Here is a 20,100-nt window from a genome sequence, read left to right on the forward strand (position 1 = left end):
TTAATTCCGGCATAAGGCTGCCTAGTTGGGCATCCGGCGCACTACTCCCTTGACGTTGCTTTGAAAAATGGGAAGGGTAAAGCGCGGCATGCGTATCCCTGGGGCGCATGTGAACCGGGGGAGAGTCGAGTACCGCCACCCCCGTTGATCACGGCCCCGAGCGCCGCCCAATCGACGATGAGCTACTGGGGGTAGCAACCACATGACCAAGAAGACGCGGATCCGGATCGCGCGCATAGCCGCCGGTGCCGTGATCGCGGCCGGTGCCTCGCTGACCGCCGCCGGCGCCGCTTCCGCGCTGGAGATCGACGTGAACGTCGCCGGTATCGGCGTCAACGTCGACACCGGTACCGGTGAGGACGATCCCACGCCTCCCGCGCCCACCGACATCCCGACCGACCCGGCGCCCACCGACCCGGCCCCGACCGACCCCGCTCCGACGGACCCGGCTCCCACCGACGAGCCGCCCATCACCGAGGAGCCCACGACCGAGCCCACCGAGCCGACCGAGGACCCCACCGAGGACCCGACGGACGAGCCCTCCGAGGACCCGACCGACGACGGCGGTAACGGCGGCGGCAACGGAAACGGAAACGGCGGCGGCAACGGCGGTGGCGGCAACAACGCCGACCCCGACGGCGGCTCCGACGCCTCCGCCCAGGAAGAGGGCTCCTCCGCCCTCGCCGACACCGGCTCCGACACCACCGCCCAGGGCGGTGGCGGCGAGCTCGCCGAGACCGGTGCCGGGCAGACCGCCTTCCTGCTGGTGGGCGCCGCCACGATGATCGCCGGCGGTATCGGCTTCCGTATCCTGCCGCGCCTCATGGGCGGCCGCGGCGGCGCTGTCGCCTGACGGTAGTCGCGCGCACGCGCAGCGTGTGCCTGTCGTACGACGAGAGGCCCGGAGCGAAGGACTCGCTCCGGGCCTCTCGGGCGTTCGCGCCGGCGTTATGCGGTCTGGTGCGCCAGCAGTGCCACCGCCGCGATCAGTACCGCGAGCAGGGCGATCAACGTCATGGGGTTGAGCTGCGCGAACGGGTTCTGGTTCTCCTGCGAGAGCCGCTCGCGGTTGGCGCGGCACACGGGGCAGCGGCCCTCGGTGACGGGCGCCGCGCAGTTCGCGCACACCAGCCGGTCGTACGTCATGCGCTCGCCCTCCTCATACCGGTTCTCTCCACAGAACGCTCCCGGGGCGGAGAACGTTCCCCCTCCACTGTGCCAGGTTCCCTCGGAATCGGCTCGGGCGCTCCCGGAAGGCCGTGCACAAAAGGCACAAGCAGCGCGCAACCGCAACCTGTGCCTGCGCTCACACACCCGGTTCGCGTATGGTCACGCTCATCTACCCCCGGCTAACCGTGGTGCATCCGTGATCCGATTCGACAACGTCTCCAAGGTCTACCCCAAGCAGACCCGCCCCGCACTCAGGGATGTCTCCCTGGAAGTGGAGAAGGGCGAGTTCGTCTTCCTCGTCGGGTCCTCCGGCTCCGGAAAGTCCACCTTCCTGCGGCTGGTGCTCCGCGAGGAGCGGACCAGCCAGGGGCAGGTGCACGTCCTGGGCAAGGACCTCGCGCGCCTCTCCAACTGGAAGGTGCCGCAGATGCGCCGCCAGCTGGGGACGGTGTTCCAGGACTTCCGCCTCCTGCCCAACAAGACGGTCGCCGAGAACGTGGCCTTCGCGCAGGAGGTCATCGGCAAGTCCAAGGGCGAGATCCGCAAGTCCGTGCCGCAGGTGCTCGACCTCGTCGGGCTCGGCGGCAAGGAGGACCGGATGCCGGGCGAGCTGTCCGGCGGTGAGCAGCAGCGCGTCGCCATCGCGCGGGCCTTCGTCAACCGGCCCAAGCTGCTGATCGCCGACGAGCCCACCGGCAACCTCGACCCGCAGACCTCCGTCGGCATCATGAAGCTCCTCGACCGGATCAACCGGACGGGTACCACGGTGCTGATGGCGACGCACGACCAGAACATCGTGGACCAGATGCGCAAGCGCGTCATCGAGCTGGAGCAGGGCCGCCTCGTCCGCGACCAGGCGCGCGGCGTCTACGGCTACCAGCACTGACCGCACAGTCCACGGAAAGGCCCAACCAGACGCCATGCGCGCCCAGTTCGTACTGTCCGAGATCGGTGTCGGTCTCCGTCGCAATCTGACGATGACGTTCGCCGTCATCGTCTCCGTCGCCCTGTCCCTCGCCCTGTTCGGTGCCTCGCTCCTGATGAGCGACCAGGTCAGCACCATGAAGGGCTACTGGTACGACAAGGTCAACGTCTCGGTCTTCCTCTGCAACAAGAGCGACGCCGAGTCCGACCCCAACTGCGCCAAGGGCGCGGTCACCGACGACCAGAAGAAGCAGATCCTCGCCGACCTGGACAAGATGTCGGTGGTCGAGAAGGTCACGTACGAGACCCAGGACCAGGCGTACAAGCACTACAAGGAGCAGTTCGGCGACTCCCCGCTGGCCGCCTCCCTCACGCCGGACCAGATGCAGGAGTCGTACCGGATCAAGCTCAAGGACCCGGAGAAGTACCAGGTCGTCGCGACCGCCTTCGACGGCCGGGACGGCGTGCAGTCGGTGCAGGACCAGAAGGGCATCCTCGACAACCTCTTCGGGCTGCTGAACGGCATGAACTGGGCGGCGCGCGCGGTCATGGCGCTGATGCTCGTCGTGGCGCTGATGCTGATCGTCAACACCGTGCGCGTCTCCGCGTTCAGCCGGCGGCGCGAGACCGGCATCATGCGCCTGGTCGGCGCCTCGGGCTTCTACATCCAGGCCCCGTTCATCATGGAGGCCGCGGTCGCCGGTCTGATCGGCGGCGGCGTCGCCTGCGCCTTCCTGGTCGTCTCCCGGTACTTCATCATCGACCACGGCCTGGCCCTGTCCGAGAAGCTGAACCTGATCAACTTCATCGGCTGGGACGCCGTACTGACGAAGCTTCCGCTGATCCTGGCCACCAGCCTGCTGATGCCGGCGCTGGCCGCATTCTTCGCGCTGCGCAAGTACCTCAAGGTGTGACGCACGCCAACAGGGCCGTCCGGTCAACCGACCGTGCGGCCCTTCGCGTTGTCCTAGACTCACCCGCATGTCAGGCCGTGACCTGTTCTGTCAGCCCCGCCGCGTAGGCCGCGGGGCGGCTCTGACGTTGGTGTTCGCGAGTGTGCTGGTCGCGGGGGCGGCGACGGGGTCGCTGCCGGGGCCCGACCGGAAATCCACGCCCGACGCGGCCCGTTCGGCCGCTCCCGCCGGGCATCACCAGGACGTGGCGAAGGCCGCCGAGGACGCCATGGCCGACGGCAAGTCGCCCATGGAGGCCGCCGAGCGGGCCGTCAGCCGCAGCGGGGACCGGTGGGGGGCCGTGTACTCCCAGGGGGAGTACGAGGAGTTCGAGGAGGCCCTCGACGGCCGGTACACCGGCGTCGGGCTGTGGGCGCGGCGGGAGCGGGACGGCCGGATCGAGGTGACCAAGGTGCGGGCCGGTTCGCCCGCGGCCGGGGCCGGGATCCGCGCCGGGGATCTGCTGCGCAGTGTGGACGGCGCCGACGTCGACGGGCGGCCGGTCACCGAGGTCGTCTCCTTACTGCGCGGTGACGCCAAGGACGCGGCCGCCGGGACGGCGGTCACCCTCGGCCTTGAGCGCGGCACGCGCGCGTGGACGGAGACCGTGCGCAGGGCGCGCCTGTCCACCGACTCGGTCACCGTGCGCAGGCTCCCCGGCGGGATCACCCTCATCAAGATCGACTCCTTTACGAAGGGCTCGGGCGACGTCGTACGCGACGCCGTCCGGCAGGCCCCCGTCGGCGCCGGGATCGTCCTCGACCTGCGCGGCAACTCCGGCGGGCTCGTCACCGAGGCCGTCACCGCCGCCTCCGCCTTCCTCGACGGCGGTCTCGTCGCCACCTACGACGTCGACGGCGAGCAGCAGGTCCTGCACGCCGACTCCGGCGGCGACACCACCAGACCCCTGGTCGCGCTCGTCGACGGCGGCACGATGAGCGCGGCCGAGCTGCTCACCGGCGCGTTGCAGGACCGGGGGCGGGCCGTCGTGGTGGGTTCCCGGACCTTCGGCAAGGGCTCGGTGCAGATGCCCAGCCGGCTGCCGGACGGGGCGGTGGCCGAGCTGACCGTGGGCCACTACCGCACCCCCTCCGGGCGAGGCGTGGACGGCAAGGGCATCACCCCGGACCTGGAGGCCGACCAGCAGGTGCTGGAGCGGGCGGAGACCGTGCTGAGCGGGCTCGCCCCCGAGTCGTAGCGGGCCCGCGTCCCACGCAGTAAACGGCTTTCCACACACCCCCCGCGTAGTGCGAAAATGGACGGCACTATGAGCAAGGGAATGTACGTACCGAAGGAGTCCCAGCCCAAGCAGGGCGGGACGGCCGCCGCCAAGGCCAGGGACGGCGAGAAGGGCGGCAAGAAGAAGATCGTCGCCCAGAACAAGAAGGCCCGGCACGACTACGCGATCATCGACACGTTCGAGGCCGGTCTGGTCCTCATGGGCACCGAGGTCAAGTCGCTGCGTGAGGGACGGACCTCGCTGGCCGACGGCTTCGTCCAGATCGACGGGGGCGAGGCGTGGCTGCACAACGCCCACATCCCGGAGTATCACCAGGGCAGCTGGACCAACCACTCCGCGCGCCGCAAGCGCAAGCTCCTCCTGCACCGCGAGGAGATCGACAAGCTGGAGGCGAAGTCCCAGGAGACGGGTCACACGATCGTGCCCCTCGCCCTGTACTTCAGGGACGGCCGGGCGAAGGCCGAGATCGCGCTCGCGCGCGGCAAGAAGGAGTACGACAAGCGCCAGACCCTGCGCGAGAAGCAGGACCGGCGGGAGTCGGACCGGGCGATCGCGGCGGCGAAGCGGAAGCAGCGGGGGCAGTAGGAATAGGCTGGCATCGGCCCACGTTGGTCACGTAGGATGGGGCTTGCACCTCACCGAAGGTGCGGCGTTTGAAAACACAACATGGGGATGATCGGTTTCGACAGCGGATGTCGAAGCAGGGGAAGCGTGTCGAGGAAGCGGCAATGATCTCGTTAACCATATGTCGCAACCAATAATCGCCAATTCCAAGAGCGATTCCCGCGCCTTCGCCCTCGCTGCCTAATAAGCAGTGAGTGAAGGCCCTTAACGGGTGTCAGACCGGGGGTGTTCCCGACCCGGACCCTGGCATAATCTAGGGGACTAAACCATTCGATCCGGTCACGGGGTCGAATGGGAAATCAAACAGTGACTGGGCCCGTCGGCGACTTGTTCGCGTGATTGCCGGGGCCGAGAAAATCACAGCGAACTGCACACGGAGAAGCCCTGATTCAGCACCGTTGGACGCGGGTTCGATTCCCGCCATCTCCACTCGCCCAGACCGATGGGCACCCCATGTGGGCACGGCCCCGCTGCTCTTGAGCAGCGGGGCTTTGTCATACCCCGATGTCCTGAGTTCCTGAGAGCCGTGCCATGACCGATGACGACACCCCCCGGCCGCTGCTGCTCCACGCCGGTGCCGAGCTGCCGTGGGACGAGCTGCCCGGCGGCCTCACCGAGCGGCTCCGCGCGTGGTACCGGGCCCGGCCGGCCGACGGCTTCACCTCCCGTCCCGCGCTGCGCAAGCACGTCCGGCAGGGGGTGGAGGCGGCTCAGGAGCTGGCCCGGTGGCTGGGGCCCGGGTGGGAGGTGCGGTACCGGGACGAGCGGCATCGCACCGAGAAGTACGTGTGCTGGGGCTGCGGGCAGCTGTACTGGGACGTCGAGGCGCACGGCTCCCCGGCGCATCCGCGGGACTTCCTCGTCCACGGCGAGTACCGCTGGTACCCGCTGCGCGCCGACGGCTTCGGGGACTTCGCGCCGGACGACCCCGCCGCGGCGCTCGACCTGTCCGAGGAACTCGTCGGCGATCTCAACCGGTGGTCCGCGGAGATCGACGCGGCCATGGACCGCTGGCTCCAGGACCGGGACGACGAGGCGTTCCGTGCCGAGCATGAGCGACTGGACGGTGTGGGGCGGGAGTTGACCGTACGCGTCGCTCCCGAGCTCGGTCCCGGGCGGACCGTGCGATACGGCGGCCTCTGGTAGCCCCCTCTCCCGGAGTCGGCCTCCGGCAGGCCCACTTTCGGCGGTCGTGTTGTGGTGTGCGGCCCCATATCCGGGGGTCGTTCACGCTTCTACGGTCCCTGCCCATGACACACACCAGAGCCGCGAGCCTTCTCGCCGTCCTGACGGCCCTGTTCGCCGTCCTCCTCACACCGGTGCCCGCGTCCGCCGCCTCCCTCCAGGAGGTCACCGGGTTCGGGACCAACCCGGGGGCGCTGCGGATGTTCCGGTACGTCCCCGACGGACTGCCCGCCGGGCGGCCGGTCGTCGTCGCGCTGCACGGCTGCACCCAGAACGCCTCCGGATACGGCACCGGCAGCGGATGGACGCAGCTCGCCGACCGGTGGGGCTTCTCCGTCGTGCTGCCGCAGCAGCAGAGCGCGAACAACTCCTCGCTCTGCTTCAACTGGTTCCAGAGCGGCGACATCACGCGCGGTCAGGGCGAGGCCGCCTCGGTTGCGCAGATGGTGGACCGGCAGGTCGCCGATGTCGCCGGAGGCCGGGTGTATGTGACGGGGCTGTCCGCCGGGGGCGGGCTCGCCGCCGTGATGATGGCCACGTACCCGGAGAAATTCACGGCGGGCGGGATCGTCGCCGGGCTGCCGTACGGGTGTGCGCAGGCCGCCGGGTCGCCGTACGTGTGCATGTATGTCGGGGCCACCCAGACCGCCGCGCAGTGGGGTGACCGGGTGCGGGCCGCGCGGCCCGGGTACACCGGACCCTGGCCGACGCTGGTCGCCTTCCAGGGCACGGCCGACTACACGGTGAAGCCCGTCAACATGACCGACCTCGTCAAGCAGTGGACCGAGGTGCGGGGCGCCGATCAGACGGCGGACGTCAGTGACACCGTCGCCGGGTATCCGCACCGGACGTACCAGGACGTGGGCGGCAGCGCCGTCGTCGAGACGTACAGCGTGACCGGGATGGGGCACGGGCAGCCCGTCGATCCGGGGAGCGGGAGCGAGCAGTGCGGGACCGCCGGGGCGTACGTCCTCGACGTGAACCTGTGCGCCGCCTACCGGATGGGTGCCGCGTGGGGGCTCCAGGGCTGAGCGGCGACCACCACCCGGCGTCCTCCGCGCAGCCGCCGGAGGACGCCGGGTGGTGTGCGGGCGCTAGCCGTGGACCAGCGGTGAGCCCAGGAGTTCCACGGTGAAGGAGCCCTTGCCGTCGCCCGCGATGTCGTAGACGACCGTGGAGTCGGACGACCACCAGACCTCGCCGTCGTACACCGTGGACGGGGCGGCGCAGTTGTTGACCGGCTCGTCGAGGAACCAGGTGTAGTTGTCGTTGGCCAGCTTGGTCACGTCGCAGGTCCTGGTCGCCTCGATGACGTCCGCGCTGTCCTTGCCCGGGCGCGATTCGAGACGGTTGGTGATCTTCAGGCTGTTGAAACGGGTGGAGTTGTCCACCACCTGGTCGTCGACGATCTGCCACCAGATCTTGGAGTTGACGGTGATGTTGCCGCCTACGACGGAGGCCGCGTTCTCCACGTGGAACCAGGTCTGCGGCCGCTGGTCGGGGAAGATCACGTCGAAGTCGGAGGTCGCCGCGGCGGCAGCGGCGGGGGAAGCGGTCAGGATTCCGACGGCCAGGGCTGAGGCGGCGAGTCCGAGCACGGCCAGGGGCTTGCGCGTCATGTGGGGTTCCTTCGGTGTCGGCTGACCTCCGGCGACTGGTCGGATCGGCCGGAGCGACGATCACCATACGTACATGTCAAAGGCGCGCACCAAGGGAAACCGGACGGATGGCGCAAAGCCGCCAGAGAGCCGAAACGGCCTTGCGCCACCCGGAGTTCAGCGCAGACTGAACTCAGCGCAGACTGAACGTCGACAGACGTAGATCCTTTCCGTTCAGCACCAGGTACACGTCCGTACGGCCCTTCGCCGCCCGGGACAGGTCGGCGGTCACCGTCTCGTAGGTGTACGGCGACGAGGTGCCGCCGAAGGCCGCCGTGCCGACGAGCGTGCCGGTCGGGGAGCCGAGCCGTATCTCGACCGCGCCCGCCGCGCCGGACACCTGGGCGGTGAACTGCTCAGCACCGGAACCGAGTTGGGTGTCCGAGAACCTCAGCCACGCCCTGTCGGTCGCCGCCGCCACCGACGTACCGCGCTCCTTGGACTCGTCGACGAGACGGGTGCCGTCATAGTCGTCGAAGTTCTCGGCGCGGGTCGTGCGGGTGAGGTCGCGGGCCGGGATGGTCTCGCCGGCGACCTGCCAGGTGGCGCGGGAGCGGATGTCGGTGGAGGAGGAGCCGGCCAGGACGTCGTACGTGCCCTTCTCCACCGTCCACTTGGAGCGGGTGACGTCCCAGTGGGCCAGGTCCTTCGGCGCCAGCTTCAGGCGGACCGTCCTGGTCTGGCCCGGCTTCAGGGAGACCCGCTGGAACGCCTTCAGCTGCTTCAGGGGCTGCTTGTCACGGGAGGTGCGCTGGTGGACGTAGAGCTGGACGACCTCGTCGCCCGCGCGGCTGCCGGTGTTGGTGACCTTCACCTCGTAGCCGTTCGCCGTCCTGCGCAGGTCGCCGTAGCGGAAGGAGGTGTAGGAGAGGCCGTGGCCGAACGGGTAGAGGGCCTGGCCCTTGAAGTACTGGTAGGTGCGGTCGGACTTGATGATGTCGTAGTCGAGGATCGAGGGGAGGTCGGCCGCGGAGCGGTACCAGGTCTGGGTGAGGCGGCCGGAGGGGTTGGCGTCGCCGTAGAGGAGGTCCGCCAGGGCGTTGCCGGTCTCCTGGCCCGCGTGGGAGGTCCACAGGAGTGCCGGGACCTCCTGCTGGAGGGCGCCGAGCGTGGTCGGGTAGCTGTTCTCCACCACCACGACCGTGTTCGGGTTGGCCTTGCGGACCGCCCTGACCAGGGCTTCCTGTGCCGGGGCCAGGCTCATGTCGGTGCGGTCGTGGGCCTCACGGCCGTTGATCGACGGGTTGGAGCCGACCACGACCACGGCAGCGTCCTTGCCCTTCACCGCGGCCGCGGCCTCGTCGACACCGCTGCGGACGACGTCCTTCGTGTAGTGCGCGGCGGCGTCCTTCGCGACCAGGCCGAGAGTGCCGTCGCTGCCGGTCGGGCCGAGGTAGACCGGGTTGCTCCACCAGGACTCCTCGGTCTCGTAACCCGCGTAGCGCAGTAGATAGCTGCCGTCGGCCTGCTGCTCCAGCTTGAACTGCTGCTGGACGTACCAGCCGCCCGGCTGCGCCTGGTCGTCGGCGAATCCGGACCAGTTGTAGCCGACGTACTTGCCGCTGGCCGCCGAGCGCAGTGTCACCACGCCCCCGCCCCAGTCGAGGACGTCGAACTGCGTCTGGGTACCGGGGCTTTGGGCGCTCTCCTTGAGCAGGGCGTCGCCGGTGGTGACGTACTTGCCGGTCGTCGTGTTCCTCAGCGCGATGCGGTCGACGCCTTCGCTGCTGGTTACGTCGGTGCCGAGCTTGGCCGCGATGCCCTCGGCCGGGGTGACGGCGTAGGGGAGGGAGCCGGAGTACCAGTCGGTGTACAGGGTGTCGGCGAGGGGGCCGACCACGGCCACGTCCTTCTGCGACTTCTTCAGCGGCAGTGTGTGCGCCTGGTTCTTGAGCAGCACCGCGCCCTCGGTCGCCGCCTCGCGCGCGAGGCGCTGATGGGCCGGGCTGTTGATGACGGACTTGTCGAGCGCGCCGTACGTGCCGCCGCCCGGGTCGAACTCGCCGAGGCGGACCCGGACGGACAGGATGTGCCCGGCCGCGTCGTCGACGTCCGATTCCTTCAACAGGCCCTTGTCCAAAGCCGACTTGACGGCGCCGGTCGTCACCGACGAGTCCGCGTTGTTGTCCGTGAAGCTGTCGATGCCGGCCTTGATCGCCGCCGCGTCGCCCTCGACGACGCTGGGGTAGTACCGCTGGTCGCCGGGGAGGTTGCCGGGCGCGAAGGCGTCGGTGACGTTCAGGAGGTCGTACGAGGACCAGTCGCGCACGACCTCGTCCAGGTCCGGGTTCACCGTGTTGGGGCGGCCGTTGACGAGGTTGTACGACGACATCACGCCGGTCGCCGCGTCCGCCTCGAGCGCGGGCTTGAACGCCGCCTCGTCGTACTCCTTCGCCACGCGCGGGCGCAGGTCGGAGGAGGTGGTGGTGCGGTGGTACTCGTTGTTGTTGGCGAGGTAGTGCTTCAGCGTCGGCGCCGTCTTCAGGTGGTCCGGGTCGCCGCCGGTCAGGCCCTCGCCGTACGCGGTCGAGAGCGCGCCGGTCAGTTCGGGGTCCTCGCTGTAGCCCTCCTCGTTGCGGCCCCAGCGCGGGTCGCGGAGCAGGTTCACCACGGGCGCCCAGAGGTTGAGGCCCCAGCCCTCGGGGCGTTCCTGCTGGAAGCCGCGGGCCTCGTCGCCGACCGCCGAGCCGACCTGCTCCATCAGGGCCGGGTCCCAGCTGGAGGCCAGGCCTATGGCCTGCGGGAAGACGGTGGTCTCGCCGAGCCAGGCGACGCCGTGCAGGGCCTCGGTGCCGGTGCGGAAGGGCTGGATGCCGAGGCGGGGGATCGCGGGCTGGTACTGGTGGAGGAGGGAGATCTTCTCGTCGAGGGTCAGCCGGTCCAGGAGGTCCTCGACGCGTTGGTCGACGGAGAGGGCCGGGTCGCGGAAGGGGTAGGCGGCGCTGTGTGCGGGGACGGTGGCACCGAGACCCGCGATCAGGGCCAGCGCCACCACGAGCGTGGATCTACGTCTCTTCTTGCTGCCTCTCATCGTTCGGCTCCTTCGGGTAGGGCCTTGCGCCAACAGGGGTCATCTCAGGGCGTGTTCCTCGGTGCCGTGCTCGCGCGTTCCGTCATCCGGGGCGGCAGCAGCGTGGCCTCGGGCACGGCCTTGGCATCGAGCTTGCGCATCAGCAGCTCCACGGCCCGCTCGCCCACCTCGGCCGAGGGCAGGGCGACCGAGGTGATCGGGACGCGGAGGTTCGCGGCGAGTTCGTCCGGGCAGATGGCGGTGACCGACAGGTCGGCGGGGACGCGCAGCCCGAGCTGCTCGAAGGCGTCGACGAGCGGCTCCAGGATCGCCTCGTTGTGGACCACGATCCCGGTCAACGCGGGCTGTTCGCGCAGGAGTTGCCCGGCGACCTCGCGGGCGGCGGCGGGCGTCGCCTCGCAGGGGTGGACGGAGGAGACGAGGCGGCCCCGGTCCGCGGCGGCGGTGAAGCCCTGGACCACCCGCTGGGCGAACGCGGTCTGGCGGACGTAGACCTCCGGTGGTGAGCCGACCAGGGCGACCACCCGATGTCCCAGCCGGGCCAGATGTTCCACGCACGCCTCGCCGGCCGCCCTGAAGTCGAGGTCGATGCAGGTGAGGCCGTCGGCGTCGGCGGGGAAGCCGATCATCACCGAGGGGCGCTCCAGGGCGCGCAGCAACGGCGGCCGGGGGTCGTCGAGTTGGACGTCCATGACGACGAACCCGTCCACCAGTGCGGAGTCGGCGACCCTTCTGAGGCCGTCCTCGCCCTCCTCCTGGGTCAGCAGCAGCACATCGTGGTCGTGGCGCCGGGCCGTGGTCACCACCGACACGGCGAACTGCATCACCACGGGGACGTGGATGCCGGTCCGTAAGGGCACGACGAGGGCGAGCACATTGGATCTACTGCTGGCCAGGGCGCGGGCGCCCGCGTGCGGGCGGTAGCCGAGTTCGCGGATGGACGCCTCGACCCGCCGCCGGGTCTCCTCGGAGATGGGGCGCTTGCCGCTGAGCGCGTAGGACACGGTGCTGGGGGAGACGCCGGCGTGCCGGGCGACGTCCGTGATCTTCACCATCAGCCCAGCTCCAGCGAGAGGAAGCCGGTGCCCGTCCGCGCCCGCGCGGTCCGCTCCCCGGCGGCCAGCGCCCAGGGCGCCGACGGATCGCTGCACGAGGCCCGCAGGGTGTCCCCTTCGCGTACGACGGTGAAGGCGACCTCCCCGACCCGCACCACCACCCGGTCGCCCCGCCGCAGCCGGTAGGCGTGCAGGGTCACCCCGTCGGCGTGGTCGTAGTCGGGCCGGTCGGCCGCCGCGCCCACCGGGATCACCGCACCGGGCCTGACCAGCAGCGGCACGCTCTGGAAGCCGTGCTTCTCACGCACCCAGCGCGGCCCGGTCACCGTCTCGCCGCCGACGAGGTGGGTCCAGGTGCCCTCGGGCACGTAGTACGCCACCTCCCCGTCGTCGGAGAACACCGGCGCCACCAGCAGGTCGGGGCCGAGCATGTACTGCCGCTCCAGATGCGCGCACCCGGGGTCGTCCGGGAACTCCAGGACCATGGCCCGCATGACGGGCGTGCCCTCGGCGTGGGCGGTGCGGGCGGCCTCGTACAGGTAGGGCATGAGGCTGAGCTTGAGCCGGGTGAAGTGCCGCAGCACGTCCACCGATTCCTCGTCGAAGAGCCACGGGACGCGGTAGGAGGAGCTGCCGTGCAGCCGGCTGTGGGAGGACAGCAGGCCGAACGCCAGCCACCGCTTGAACAGGGCGGGGCTCGGCGTGCCCTCGAAGCCGCCGATGTCATGGCTCCAGAAGCCGAAACCGGAGAGCCCGAGGGAGAGCCCGCCCCGCAGCGACTCGGCCATCGACTCGTACGTCGCCTCGCAGTCGCCGCCCCAGTGCACCGGGAACTGCTGGCTACCGGCCGTCGCCGAACGGGCGAAGACGACCGCCTCCTCCTCGCCGCGGTGCTTGCGCAGCACGTCGAAGACCGTGCGGTTGTAGAGGTACGAGTAGTAGTTGTGCATCCGCTCCGGGTCCGAGCCGTCGGCCCAGGCCACGTCGGTGGGCACCCGCTCGCCGAAGTCCGTCTTGAAGCAGTCCACGCCCTGGGAGAGCAGGACCTCCAGCTTGCCCGCGTACCAGTCGCGGGCGGCCGGGGAGGTGAAGTCGACCAGCGCCATGCCCGGTTGCCACAGATCCCACTGCCAGACACTGCCGTCGGGCCGCTTCAGCAGATGCCCGAGCGCCTTGCCCTCGGCGAACAGCGGGGAGCGCTGGGCGATGTACGGGTTGATCCACACGCTGACCCGCAGCCCCCGCGCCCGCAGCCGGGACAGCATGCCCGCCGGGTCGGGGAAGACCCGCGGGTCCCACTGGAAGTCGCACCAGTTGAACTCGCGCATCCAGAAACAGTCGAAGTGGAAGACGGAGAGCGGCAGTTCACGCTCCCGCATGCCCTCGATGAACGAGGTCACCGTCTCCTCGTCGTAGGACGTCGTGAAGGACGTCGACAGCCACAGCCCGAACGACCAGGCGGGCGGCAGCGCCGGTCGGCCGGTGAGAGCCGTGTACTTGCGCAGGATGTCCTTGGGGTCCGGGCCGTGGATGACGTAGTACGTCAACTGCTGGGCCTCGGCGCTGAACTGCACCCTCGACACCGCCTCCGAGCCGACCTCGAAGGAGACCTTGCCCGGGTGGTCGACGAAGACGCCGTAGCCCGCGTCGGTGAGATAGAACGGGACGTTCTTGTAGGCCTGTTCGGTGGCCGTGCCGCCGTCGGCGTTCCAGATGTCGACGACCTGGCCGTTCTTGACGAGCGGGCCGAAGCGTTCCCCGAGGCCGTAGACCGAGGTGCCGACGGTGAGGTTCAGCTGCTCGCGCAGATAGTGGGCGCCGTCCGTGTCGCGCATGATGCCCATGCCCTTGGGGCCGCTGCTCGTCAGCGTCCTGCCGTGCGCCAGGAAGTCGACGTGCCAGGGGCCGGTGCGGGCCACCCGGACCGACAGGGTGCCGGAGGTGAGGGTCGCGTGCTCCTCGTCGTACTCGGTGTGGGCGGAGAACTCCTCCTTGGTGACCTCGAACCGGGGGCCGCGGGGCTGCTCGCCCTGGAAGTGGGTGAAGGTGAGGCCGATGACGTCGGGCATCGGGGCGTGGGCGCTGATCGTCACGACCGGTCCCTTCAGCAGGTCGCCGCGGTGGCGGATGGGCTGCGTGGGCGCGTGGATCTCCAGCGCGCCCTCGCCGGCGGTGACGTCGAGGACCTCGACCGGGTGGGCCGCGGTGACGCCTTCGCGGAGCAGCCAGTAGCCGTCGGTGAACTTCATGTGGGGGGTCCTTACTTCACGGCTCCCACGGCGATGCCGCGGGTGAGCGTGCGCTGGAAGAGGAGGAAGAACACGATCGCGGGCAGCACGCCCAGCAGGGCGGCCGCGTTGGTCATGGTGGCGTCCATCAGCCGCTGGCCCTGGAGGACGCCGAGGGCCACCGACACCGTCTGGTTGTCGTTGGAGATCAGCATGACCAGGGGGAGCAGGAACTCGTTCCAGGTCCAGATGAAGAAGAACACCATCAGCACCCCGAGCGTGGGGCGGCTGACGGGGACGACGATCCGCCACAGCACCTGCCACTTGCTCGCGCCGTCGATCTTCGCGGCCTCGATGATCTCCCGGGGGAACTGGCCGAGGACGGAGGAGAGCAGATACGTGCCGAACGCCGCCTGGATGACGGTAAAGACGATGATCACGCTCAGCCTCGTGTCGTAGAGGCCCGCCTCCTTGCTCAGGTAGTAGATCGGGTAGACCAGCGCCTCCTGCGGCAGCATGTTCGCCAGCACGAAGAAGGCGAGGACCCAGGGACGGCCCTTGATCCGGCCGATGCCGATCGCGTACGCGTTGAGGATCGACAGCACCACCGCGAGGACCGCCACCGCGCCGCTGATCAGCACGGAGTTGAACAGCTTCTGCGCGTAGTCCACGCGCTCCCAGAAGTCCTTCAGGCCGTCGAGATAGAGACCGTCGGGGAGGCTGAGCGGGCCGTTCTGGCTGTACTCCGCCGGGGACTTGAAGGCGTTGAGGGTGACGATCAGAAACGGCACGATCATGAAGAGGGCCGCGACGCACAGGGCGGCCAGCACCGGGTAACGGCGGAGCGCTCTGCTCATGACCGGTCCTCCTCGCGGGTCTGGAGCCTGAGCCCGATCAGGGACAGCGCCAGGATGATGACGGTGAGCACGGTGGAGATCGCCGCGCCATAACCGACCTGCGTCTTCTCGAAGAACGTGGTGAAGGAGAAGTACGACGGGACGTCCGTCGCGCCGCCCGGGCCGCCCTTCGTCAGGACGTACACCGCGCCGAACACCTTCAGCGCGGCGATCGTGCACCAGGTCAGCACCACGTAGATCTCCGGGCGGATCTGCGGCAGCGTGATGTGCCAGAACCGTCGCCACCAGCCGGCCCCGTCCAGCTCGGCCGCCTCGTACAACTGCGGGTCCACGCGCTGGAGTCCGGCCATGAAGACGACCAGCGGGAAGCCGAGCTGCACCCACACCATCACGCCCATCACGCTGTAGAGCGCGATGTCCGGGTCGCCGAGCCAGTCCTGCTGCCAGGAGGACAGGCCGACGGCCTTGAGCAGTGCGTTGAGCGAGCCGTTGTCGGGGGCGAGGATCCAGCTCCACACGATGCCCGCGACCGCGATCGGCAGCACCTGGGGGAGGTAGAAGCAGGCGCGCAGGACCGCGGTGACCCGGCTGCCGAAGTGCTTGCCGACGTAGTCGAACAGGGCGGCGGCCAGGACCAGTCCGACCGCTGTCGGTACGGCCGCCATCGCGACGACCATGAACAGACTGTGCCGGAACGACGCCCAGAACTCGGAGTCGTCCATCAGCTCGCGGTAGTTGGCGAGCCCGGTCCAGTCGGGGGAGCCCACACCCTGCCAGTCGGTGAAGCCGACGTACGTGTTCATCAGGAACGGGACGATGATCACGGCCAGGAAGGCGAGCACACCGGGGAGCAGGAAGAGGGCGTAGGAGTCGCGGGGGCGGCGAGGATGACCGGCCTGTGCCGCCTTGCCGGTCACCCCGCGCTTCTCGACGGTCACCGTCATTGCTTCGGCGCGCCCTTGTCGTACGCGTCCTGGAGGGCGTCGAGATAGCCGTCCGGCTTCTCGCTGTCGGTGATCAGCTTCTGGGTCTGGGAGACGAGGACGTCATAGAAGCCGGGCACCGGCCAGTCGGGGTAAAACGCCAGGCCGTCGCGCTGGGAGAGGGTGTTGAAGTTGTCGATGAGCGCCTTCGACCTCGGGTCGGTGATCGCGCTGGCGTCCGCGGCGACCGGGACACCGCCCTTGTTGCCGAGCAGGTTCTGGATCTTCTTCGACATGGTGATGTCGATGAAGTCGTAGGCCAGTTCCTTGTTCTTGGCGCCCTTCGGGACCACCCACAGGTTGCCGCCGGAGCCGAGGGTCATGTTCGAGTCGGGCCACAGGAAGGTGCCCCAGTCGAACTTCGCCTCGTCGACGAAGCGGCCGTACCACCAGCTGCCGGAGAAGAAGACCGGCGCCTTGCCCTGGAGGAAGGAGACGCCCGCGTCCTCGGCCTTGGTGCTGGAGGAGGTCTTACTGATGTAGCCCTTCTTCACCCAGTCGGCATAGGTCTCGGCGGCGTACGTCCAGGCCGCGTCGTGGAAGTCGGTCTTGCCCTTGTACAGCTCGTACGAGTCCACCCAGGCGCGGTCCGCCTTCGACAGGGCGAGCTGGTACAGGTACTGCTGGGCCGGGTACTCGGCGCCCGCGTTGGCCAGCGGGGTGACCTTGTTCTGGACGAACTTGTCCATCGCGGCGGTCAGTTCGTCGAACGTCTTCGGCTCGGCGATCCCGTACTTCTTGAACAGGTCCTTGTTGTAGAACACCATCGTGTACTCGGCGTAGTTGGGCACTCCGTACCACTTGCCGGAGCCCATCACCCCGTTGGTGTCGTACATGCTGGTGGTGCGGACACTCGCGCTGAGCTTCTTGTCCCAGCCGCGGGCCGTGGCCTCCTGGGTGAGGTCGGTGAGAAGACCCTGCTTGGACAGCAGCCCCGCCGTCGCGTTGCCCTTGTTGTACTCCATGACGTCGGGCGCGTCGGAGGAGTTGAGGACCATCGGAGCGGTCTTCTGGATCTGCTCGAAGCCCTTCTCCTCGAACTCCACCTTCACGCCCGGGTGGGTGGCCTTGAACTCCTTGACCGCCTCGTTCCAGGCCTGCCCCATCGCGCTGTTCGGGGCTTCGTAGTGCCACAGCTTGAGTGTCTTGCCGTCTCCTGAGGACCCGCTGTCGGAGTCCCCGCAGGAGGTCAGGAGCAGTGCTCCGGCGGCGAGCACCGCCGTCGCCACCACGCGCCTTCGTGCCGTCAACATCCCGTGCCTCCAGGGGAGTCGGAGCCGGATGGTGCTTCGGATCGTTCGTGCGCCGTGCTCGGTGCGTCGAACCGTTTCGACGACTTACGTCGAAGCGCTTCGACGGGGGAAGGTATGTGGGGGCTGTGAGTGAGTCAATGGCTCGCGCGAGAATTGCCGGGATCGCGATCGCCGGGAGCGGGAGACGACATGACAATTTCGACTGGGGTGCGCGAGGCACCGATCGTGGCCGCGAACCTGTTGCTGGGTTCGATGAACGACCTGCTCAGAGACCCGCTCGGCACCTATGAGCGGGCCCGCCGCGACCACGGCGACGTGGTGCGGTTCCGGGCCGGGCCGCCGGGGCTGCGGGCGGATGTCTACGCCGTCTTCTCGGCCGAGGGGGCCCAGCAGGTGCTGGCCGGCCAGGCGGCGAACTTCCGCAAGGACAACGTCTTCTACGAGGAACTGCGGCAGACCATCGGCAACGGGCTGCTCACCAGCCAGGACGACGTGTATCTGCGCCAACGCAGGCTGGTGCAGCCGCTGTTCACCCGGCGGCGGGTGGACGGATACGCGGGGCTGGTCGACGCGGAGGGGGCGGCTCTGGCCGCGGAGTGGCGGGGGCGTGGCACCGTCGAACTGGTCGGTGAGATGCACCGGTTCGCGTTGCGGATGGTCGGGCGGATCCTGTTCGGGACGGACATGGAGAAGGCGTTCGACGTCGTCGAGCGAACCCTGCCGCCGCTCCAGGGGTACTCGCTCAAGCGCGGTCTCTCTCCCCTCAAGTCGCCGCGTGCCTGGCCCACGCCCGCGAATCGCGGCGCCGCCCGTCTTCAGGGCGAGCTGTTCGCGCTCTGCGACGAGATCATCGACAGCCGCCGGGGTGGTGCGGGGGCCTCGGATGATCTCGCCGGCCTCCTTGTCCACGCCGGGAACGCGCAGGACGGCCGCCTCGACGCCGACGAACTCCGTGAGCAGGTGCTGATCTTCCTGGTTGCCGGCCATGAGACGACTGCCACGGCACTTGCCTTCACCCTGCACCTCCTCGCCCGGCACCCTGAGGAACAGCGGCGCGTGCAGGAGGAGGTCGACCGGGTGCTGGGCGGCGCCGACCGGGTGCCGAGCGCGGCGGACGTGGCGGCGCTGCCCCGGCTCACCCGGGTCGTCAAGGAGGCGATGCGGCTGTATCCCTCGGCGCCGGTGATCGGGCGGCGGTCTGTTGCCGACGCGGACATCGACGGCGTACGGATTCCGGCGGGGGCCGATGTGATCGTCAGCCCCTGGGTCACGCAGCGGCATCCCGCGTACTGGTCCGAGCCGGAGCGGTTCGACCCGGACCGTTTCACGCCCGAGGCGGAGGCTGAGCGGCCGCGGTACGCGTGGTTTCCCTTCGGGGGCGGGCCGCGCGCCTGTATCGGGCAGCACCTGTCGATGCTGGAGTCGGTGTTGGGGGTGGCGGTGCTGCTTCGGGATTATGCGTTCGAGGATGTGGAGGGGGAGGTGCCGGTGGGGGCTGGGGTGACGTTGATGGCCAAGGGGGCGGCGAGGGCGCGGATCAGTTCGCGGGGTTGATGGTCGCTTTTCGTGTGCGGTGCCGTGGGGGCTGGTCGCGCAGTTCCCCGCGCCCCTTCGGGGGCGTTGCTGCGAGCGTGATGAGCAAGGCCACGCCTGCCGCTGCGAACGGCACGCTGTAGCCCGCCGTCGGTGACAGGTGCTCGGCTGCCCAGCCTCCCACCGCGCTGCCCCCTGCTATGCCGCCCAGCAGGCCCGTCACCGCCAGGGTCATGCCCTCGTTCAGGCGGCCGGCGGGAGTGCGTTCCTGGACCAGCGTCATCGTGGTGACCATGGTCGGAGCCGTTGCCATGCCCGCGATCAGCAGGGCGCCCGCGAGGAGGGGCAGGGAGCCCGTCGTGGCCGCCGCCAGGAGCGGCAGGGTCAGGAGTGCGGTCATCGCGGCCAGGCACCACGGGTGGCGGTCCTCGGCTCGGCCGCGCAGCGTGAGCGCGCCGTAGACCAAGCCCGCGACACACGACCCCGCCGCCTGTAGGCCGAGGACGACACCGGCCGCCGAGGCGTGGCCCCGGGCGTCCGTGAACGCGATCGTGACGACCTCCATGGAGCCGAACACCGCGCCCATGGCCAGGCAGGCGAGCAGCAGTGGGGGCATGCCCGGGGCCCGCAGCGGTGCCTTCGCGGGGGTCTGTCGCCTCACCGGCGGTTCCGTCGAGCGCTGGGCCGTGAACAGGAGCATCCCCGTCACCAGCAGTACGGCCCCGGCCAGCGTGCCCGCCTCCGGGAAGAGCGTCCCGCAGAGCAGGGCCGCGAGTACCGGGCCCAGCATGAAGCACAGCTCGTCGGCGGCCTGCTCGAAGGAGTTCGCGGTGTGCAGCGCCTTGTCGTCGCCCTTGAGGAGGTGGGCCCAGCGGGCCCGGGACATGCCGCCGATGTTGGGGGTCGTGGCGGTGGCGGCGTACGCGGCGAACAGGGTCCAGGCCGGGGCGTCGTGGCGCACACAGAGGAGGAGGGCGAGTGAGCCGAGGGTGGCGAGGAGCGTGGCCGGTACGGCGATACGGGCCTGGCCGTGGCGGTCGATGAGGCGTGCGGTGAAGGGGGCCAGTACGGCCGTCGCCGCGAGGCCCGTCGCGGTGACGGCGCCGGCGAGGGCGTACGAACCCCGTGTCCCGGCGATCATGACGACCGCGCTCACGCTGAACATACCCATCGGGAGCCGGGCCAGCAGGTTGCCCGCGGTGAAGGCGCGGGTGCCGGGGTGGGTGAAGAGGCGGCGGTAGGGGCCGGGTGTGCGGGGTGCGCGGGGCGGGCGTGGGGTGAAGTCGGCCATGACCAGCATGTCGCCGGTGGTGGTGAAGAGGGTGCGGCGGTGGGTCGGTTGCGGCATGGGTCAACCGTCGCCGGTGGGTGATCTCGGGGTCCAACACCTGCCGCGCGGCCATTGA

General features: G+C 69.6%; 17 protein-coding genes and 1 other RNA gene. 9 read left to right on the forward strand and 9 right to left on the reverse strand.

The features are described from left to right. Window positions 1-202: 202 nt before the first annotated feature. A complete protein-coding gene (locus OG866_RS26625; RefSeq protein WP_329338442.1) occupies window positions 203-853 on the forward strand; it encodes a hypothetical protein in 651 nt (216 codons plus the stop codon). 95 nt (window positions 854-948) lie between these two features. Here the strand turns inward: OG866_RS26625 and OG866_RS26630 are convergent, their stop codons facing one another. Further along, window positions 949-1,146: a hypothetical protein gene (locus OG866_RS26630; protein WP_329338443.1), complete on the reverse strand. Its 198-nt coding sequence runs from the start codon at window positions 1,144-1,146 to the stop codon at window positions 949-951. A 220-nt stretch (window positions 1,147-1,366) separates the two neighbouring features. Between OG866_RS26630 and ftsE the strand changes: the two genes are divergently transcribed. The 7 genes from ftsE (at window position 1,367) to OG866_RS26665 (ending at window position 7,127) form a co-directional block, all read left to right on the forward strand. Beyond that, entirely contained in the window at window positions 1,367-2,056 is a 690-nt protein-coding gene (gene ftsE, locus OG866_RS26635; RefSeq protein WP_057574412.1) for a cell division ATP-binding protein FtsE, read from the forward strand. A 34-nt stretch (window positions 2,057-2,090) separates the two neighbouring features. Further along, window positions 2,091-3,008 (forward strand): permease-like cell division protein FtsX, encoded by a 918-nt coding sequence (gene ftsX / locus OG866_RS26640; protein WP_329338445.1) that lies wholly within the window; start codon window positions 2,091-2,093, stop codon window positions 3,006-3,008. A gap of 67 nt (window positions 3,009-3,075) precedes the next feature. Next, entirely contained in the window at window positions 3,076-4,245 is a 1,170-nt protein-coding gene (locus OG866_RS26645; RefSeq protein WP_329338446.1) for a S41 family peptidase, read from the forward strand. Window positions 4,246-4,326: 81 nt separating this feature from the next. After that, window positions 4,327-4,872: an SsrA-binding protein SmpB gene (gene smpB, locus OG866_RS26650; protein WP_329344320.1), complete on the forward strand. Its 546-nt coding sequence runs from the start codon at window positions 4,327-4,329 to the stop codon at window positions 4,870-4,872. A gap of 83 nt (window positions 4,873-4,955) precedes the next feature. Then, window positions 4,956-5,343: a transfer-messenger RNA gene (ssrA, locus tag OG866_RS26655) on the forward strand. A 99-nt stretch (window positions 5,344-5,442) separates the two neighbouring features. Further along, on the forward strand, window positions 5,443-6,057 hold the full coding sequence (locus OG866_RS26660) for a hypothetical protein (protein WP_329338449.1): 615 nt from the start codon (window positions 5,443-5,445) through the stop codon (window positions 6,055-6,057). A 104-nt stretch (window positions 6,058-6,161) separates the two neighbouring features. After that, the gene (locus tag OG866_RS26665) at window positions 6,162-7,127 is read left to right on the forward strand and encodes an extracellular catalytic domain type 1 short-chain-length polyhydroxyalkanoate depolymerase (RefSeq protein ID WP_329338451.1); all 966 of its coding nucleotides are present in this window, start codon (window positions 6,162-6,164) and stop codon (window positions 7,125-7,127) included. A gap of 63 nt (window positions 7,128-7,190) precedes the next feature. Here OG866_RS26665 and OG866_RS26670 read toward each other — a convergent pair whose 3' ends face one another. The 7 genes from OG866_RS26670 to OG866_RS26700 form a co-directional block, all read right to left on the reverse strand. Beyond that, window positions 7,191-7,715: a hypothetical protein gene (locus OG866_RS26670; protein ID WP_329338453.1), complete on the reverse strand. Its 525-nt coding sequence runs from the start codon at window positions 7,713-7,715 to the stop codon at window positions 7,191-7,193. A 172-nt stretch (window positions 7,716-7,887) separates the two neighbouring features. Then, entirely contained in the window at window positions 7,888-10,785 is a 2,898-nt protein-coding gene (locus tag OG866_RS26675; protein ID WP_329338455.1) for a glycoside hydrolase family 3 protein, read from the reverse strand. 44 nt (window positions 10,786-10,829) lie between these two features. Further along, window positions 10,830-11,840 (reverse strand): LacI family DNA-binding transcriptional regulator, encoded by a 1,011-nt coding sequence (locus OG866_RS26680; RefSeq protein WP_329338457.1) that lies wholly within the window; start codon window positions 11,838-11,840, stop codon window positions 10,830-10,832. After that, window positions 11,840-14,089 carry an alpha-xylosidase gene (gene yicI / locus OG866_RS26685; protein ID WP_329338459.1) on the reverse strand — a complete coding sequence of 750 codons (2,250 nt, stop codon included), beginning with the start codon at window positions 14,087-14,089 and terminating at the stop codon, window positions 11,840-11,842. The genes OG866_RS26680 and yicI overlap by 1 nt, the downstream gene beginning before the upstream one ends. A gap of 11 nt (window positions 14,090-14,100) precedes the next feature. Next, complete coding sequence (locus tag OG866_RS26690; RefSeq protein WP_329338461.1) at window positions 14,101-14,925, reverse strand: carbohydrate ABC transporter permease; 825 nt, start codon at window positions 14,923-14,925, stop codon at window positions 14,101-14,103. After that, window positions 14,922-15,869, reverse strand: a complete 948-nt coding sequence (locus tag OG866_RS26695; RefSeq protein WP_329338462.1) for a carbohydrate ABC transporter permease — start codon at window positions 15,867-15,869, stop codon at window positions 14,922-14,924. Before OG866_RS26695 ends, OG866_RS26690 begins: the two co-directional genes overlap by 4 nt. Beyond that, window positions 15,866-17,161 (reverse strand): ABC transporter substrate-binding protein, encoded by a 1,296-nt coding sequence (locus OG866_RS26700; protein WP_329338464.1) that lies wholly within the window; start codon window positions 17,159-17,161, stop codon window positions 15,866-15,868. The genes OG866_RS26695 and OG866_RS26700 overlap by 4 nt, the downstream gene beginning before the upstream one ends. Window positions 17,162-17,350: 189 nt before the next feature. Here OG866_RS26700 and OG866_RS26705 point away from each other — a divergent pair, with 189 nt between their 5' ends. Further along, on the forward strand, window positions 17,351-18,715 hold the full coding sequence (locus OG866_RS26705) for a cytochrome P450 (RefSeq protein WP_329338465.1): 1,365 nt from the start codon (window positions 17,351-17,353) through the stop codon (window positions 18,713-18,715). Here the strand turns inward: OG866_RS26705 and OG866_RS26710 are convergent. Beyond that, window positions 18,699-20,042, reverse strand: a complete 1,344-nt coding sequence (locus tag OG866_RS26710) for an MFS transporter (protein WP_329338466.1) — start codon at window positions 20,040-20,042, stop codon at window positions 18,699-18,701. The genes OG866_RS26705 and OG866_RS26710 overlap by 17 nt on opposite strands. Window positions 20,043-20,100 lie beyond the last annotated feature (58 nt).

The organism is Streptomyces sp. NBC_00663 (genome assembly GCF_036226885.1).
Taxonomy (GTDB): domain Bacteria; phylum Actinomycetota; class Actinomycetes; order Streptomycetales; family Streptomycetaceae; genus Streptomyces.

Excerpts from the sequence above, each read along its gene's own strand:
- OG866_RS26625 (WP_329338442.1), top strand. The coding sequence starts at position 203 with ATGACCAAGAAGACGCGGATCCGGATCGCGCGCATAGCCGCCGGTGCC.
- OG866_RS26630 (WP_329338443.1), bottom strand. The coding sequence starts at position 1,146 with ATGACGTACGACCGGCTGGTGTGCGCGAACTGCGCGGCGCCCGTCACC.
- ftsX (WP_329338445.1), top strand. The coding sequence starts at position 2,091 with ATGCGCGCCCAGTTCGTACTGTCCGAGATCGGTGTCGGTCTCCGTCGC.
- OG866_RS26645 (WP_329338446.1), top strand. The coding sequence starts at position 3,076 with ATGTCAGGCCGTGACCTGTTCTGTCAGCCCCGCCGCGTAGGCCGCGGG.
- smpB (WP_329344320.1), top strand. The coding sequence starts at position 4,327 with ATGTACGTACCGAAGGAGTCCCAGCCCAAGCAGGGCGGGACGGCCGCC.
- OG866_RS26660 (WP_329338449.1), top strand. The coding sequence starts at position 5,443 with ATGACCGATGACGACACCCCCCGGCCGCTGCTGCTCCACGCCGGTGCC.
- OG866_RS26665 (WP_329338451.1), top strand. The coding sequence starts at position 6,162 with ATGACACACACCAGAGCCGCGAGCCTTCTCGCCGTCCTGACGGCCCTG.
- OG866_RS26670 (WP_329338453.1), bottom strand. The coding sequence starts at position 7,715 with ATGACGCGCAAGCCCCTGGCCGTGCTCGGACTCGCCGCCTCAGCCCTG.
- OG866_RS26675 (WP_329338455.1), bottom strand. The coding sequence starts at position 10,785 with ATGAGAGGCAGCAAGAAGAGACGTAGATCCACGCTCGTGGTGGCGCTG.
- OG866_RS26680 (WP_329338457.1), bottom strand. The coding sequence starts at position 11,840 with ATGGTGAAGATCACGGACGTCGCCCGGCACGCCGGCGTCTCCCCCAGC.
- yicI (WP_329338459.1), bottom strand. The coding sequence starts at position 14,089 with ATGAAGTTCACCGACGGCTACTGGCTGCTCCGCGAAGGCGTCACCGCG.
- OG866_RS26690 (WP_329338461.1), bottom strand. The coding sequence starts at position 14,925 with ATGAGCAGAGCGCTCCGCCGTTACCCGGTGCTGGCCGCCCTGTGCGTC.
- OG866_RS26695 (WP_329338462.1), bottom strand. The coding sequence starts at position 15,869 with ATGACGGTGACCGTCGAGAAGCGCGGGGTGACCGGCAAGGCGGCACAG.
- OG866_RS26700 (WP_329338464.1), bottom strand. The coding sequence starts at position 17,161 with ATGTTGACGGCACGAAGGCGCGTGGTGGCGACGGCGGTGCTCGCCGCC.
- OG866_RS26705 (WP_329338465.1), top strand. The coding sequence starts at position 17,351 with ATGACAATTTCGACTGGGGTGCGCGAGGCACCGATCGTGGCCGCGAAC.
- OG866_RS26710 (WP_329338466.1), bottom strand. The coding sequence starts at position 20,042 with ATGCCGCAACCGACCCACCGCCGCACCCTCTTCACCACCACCGGCGAC.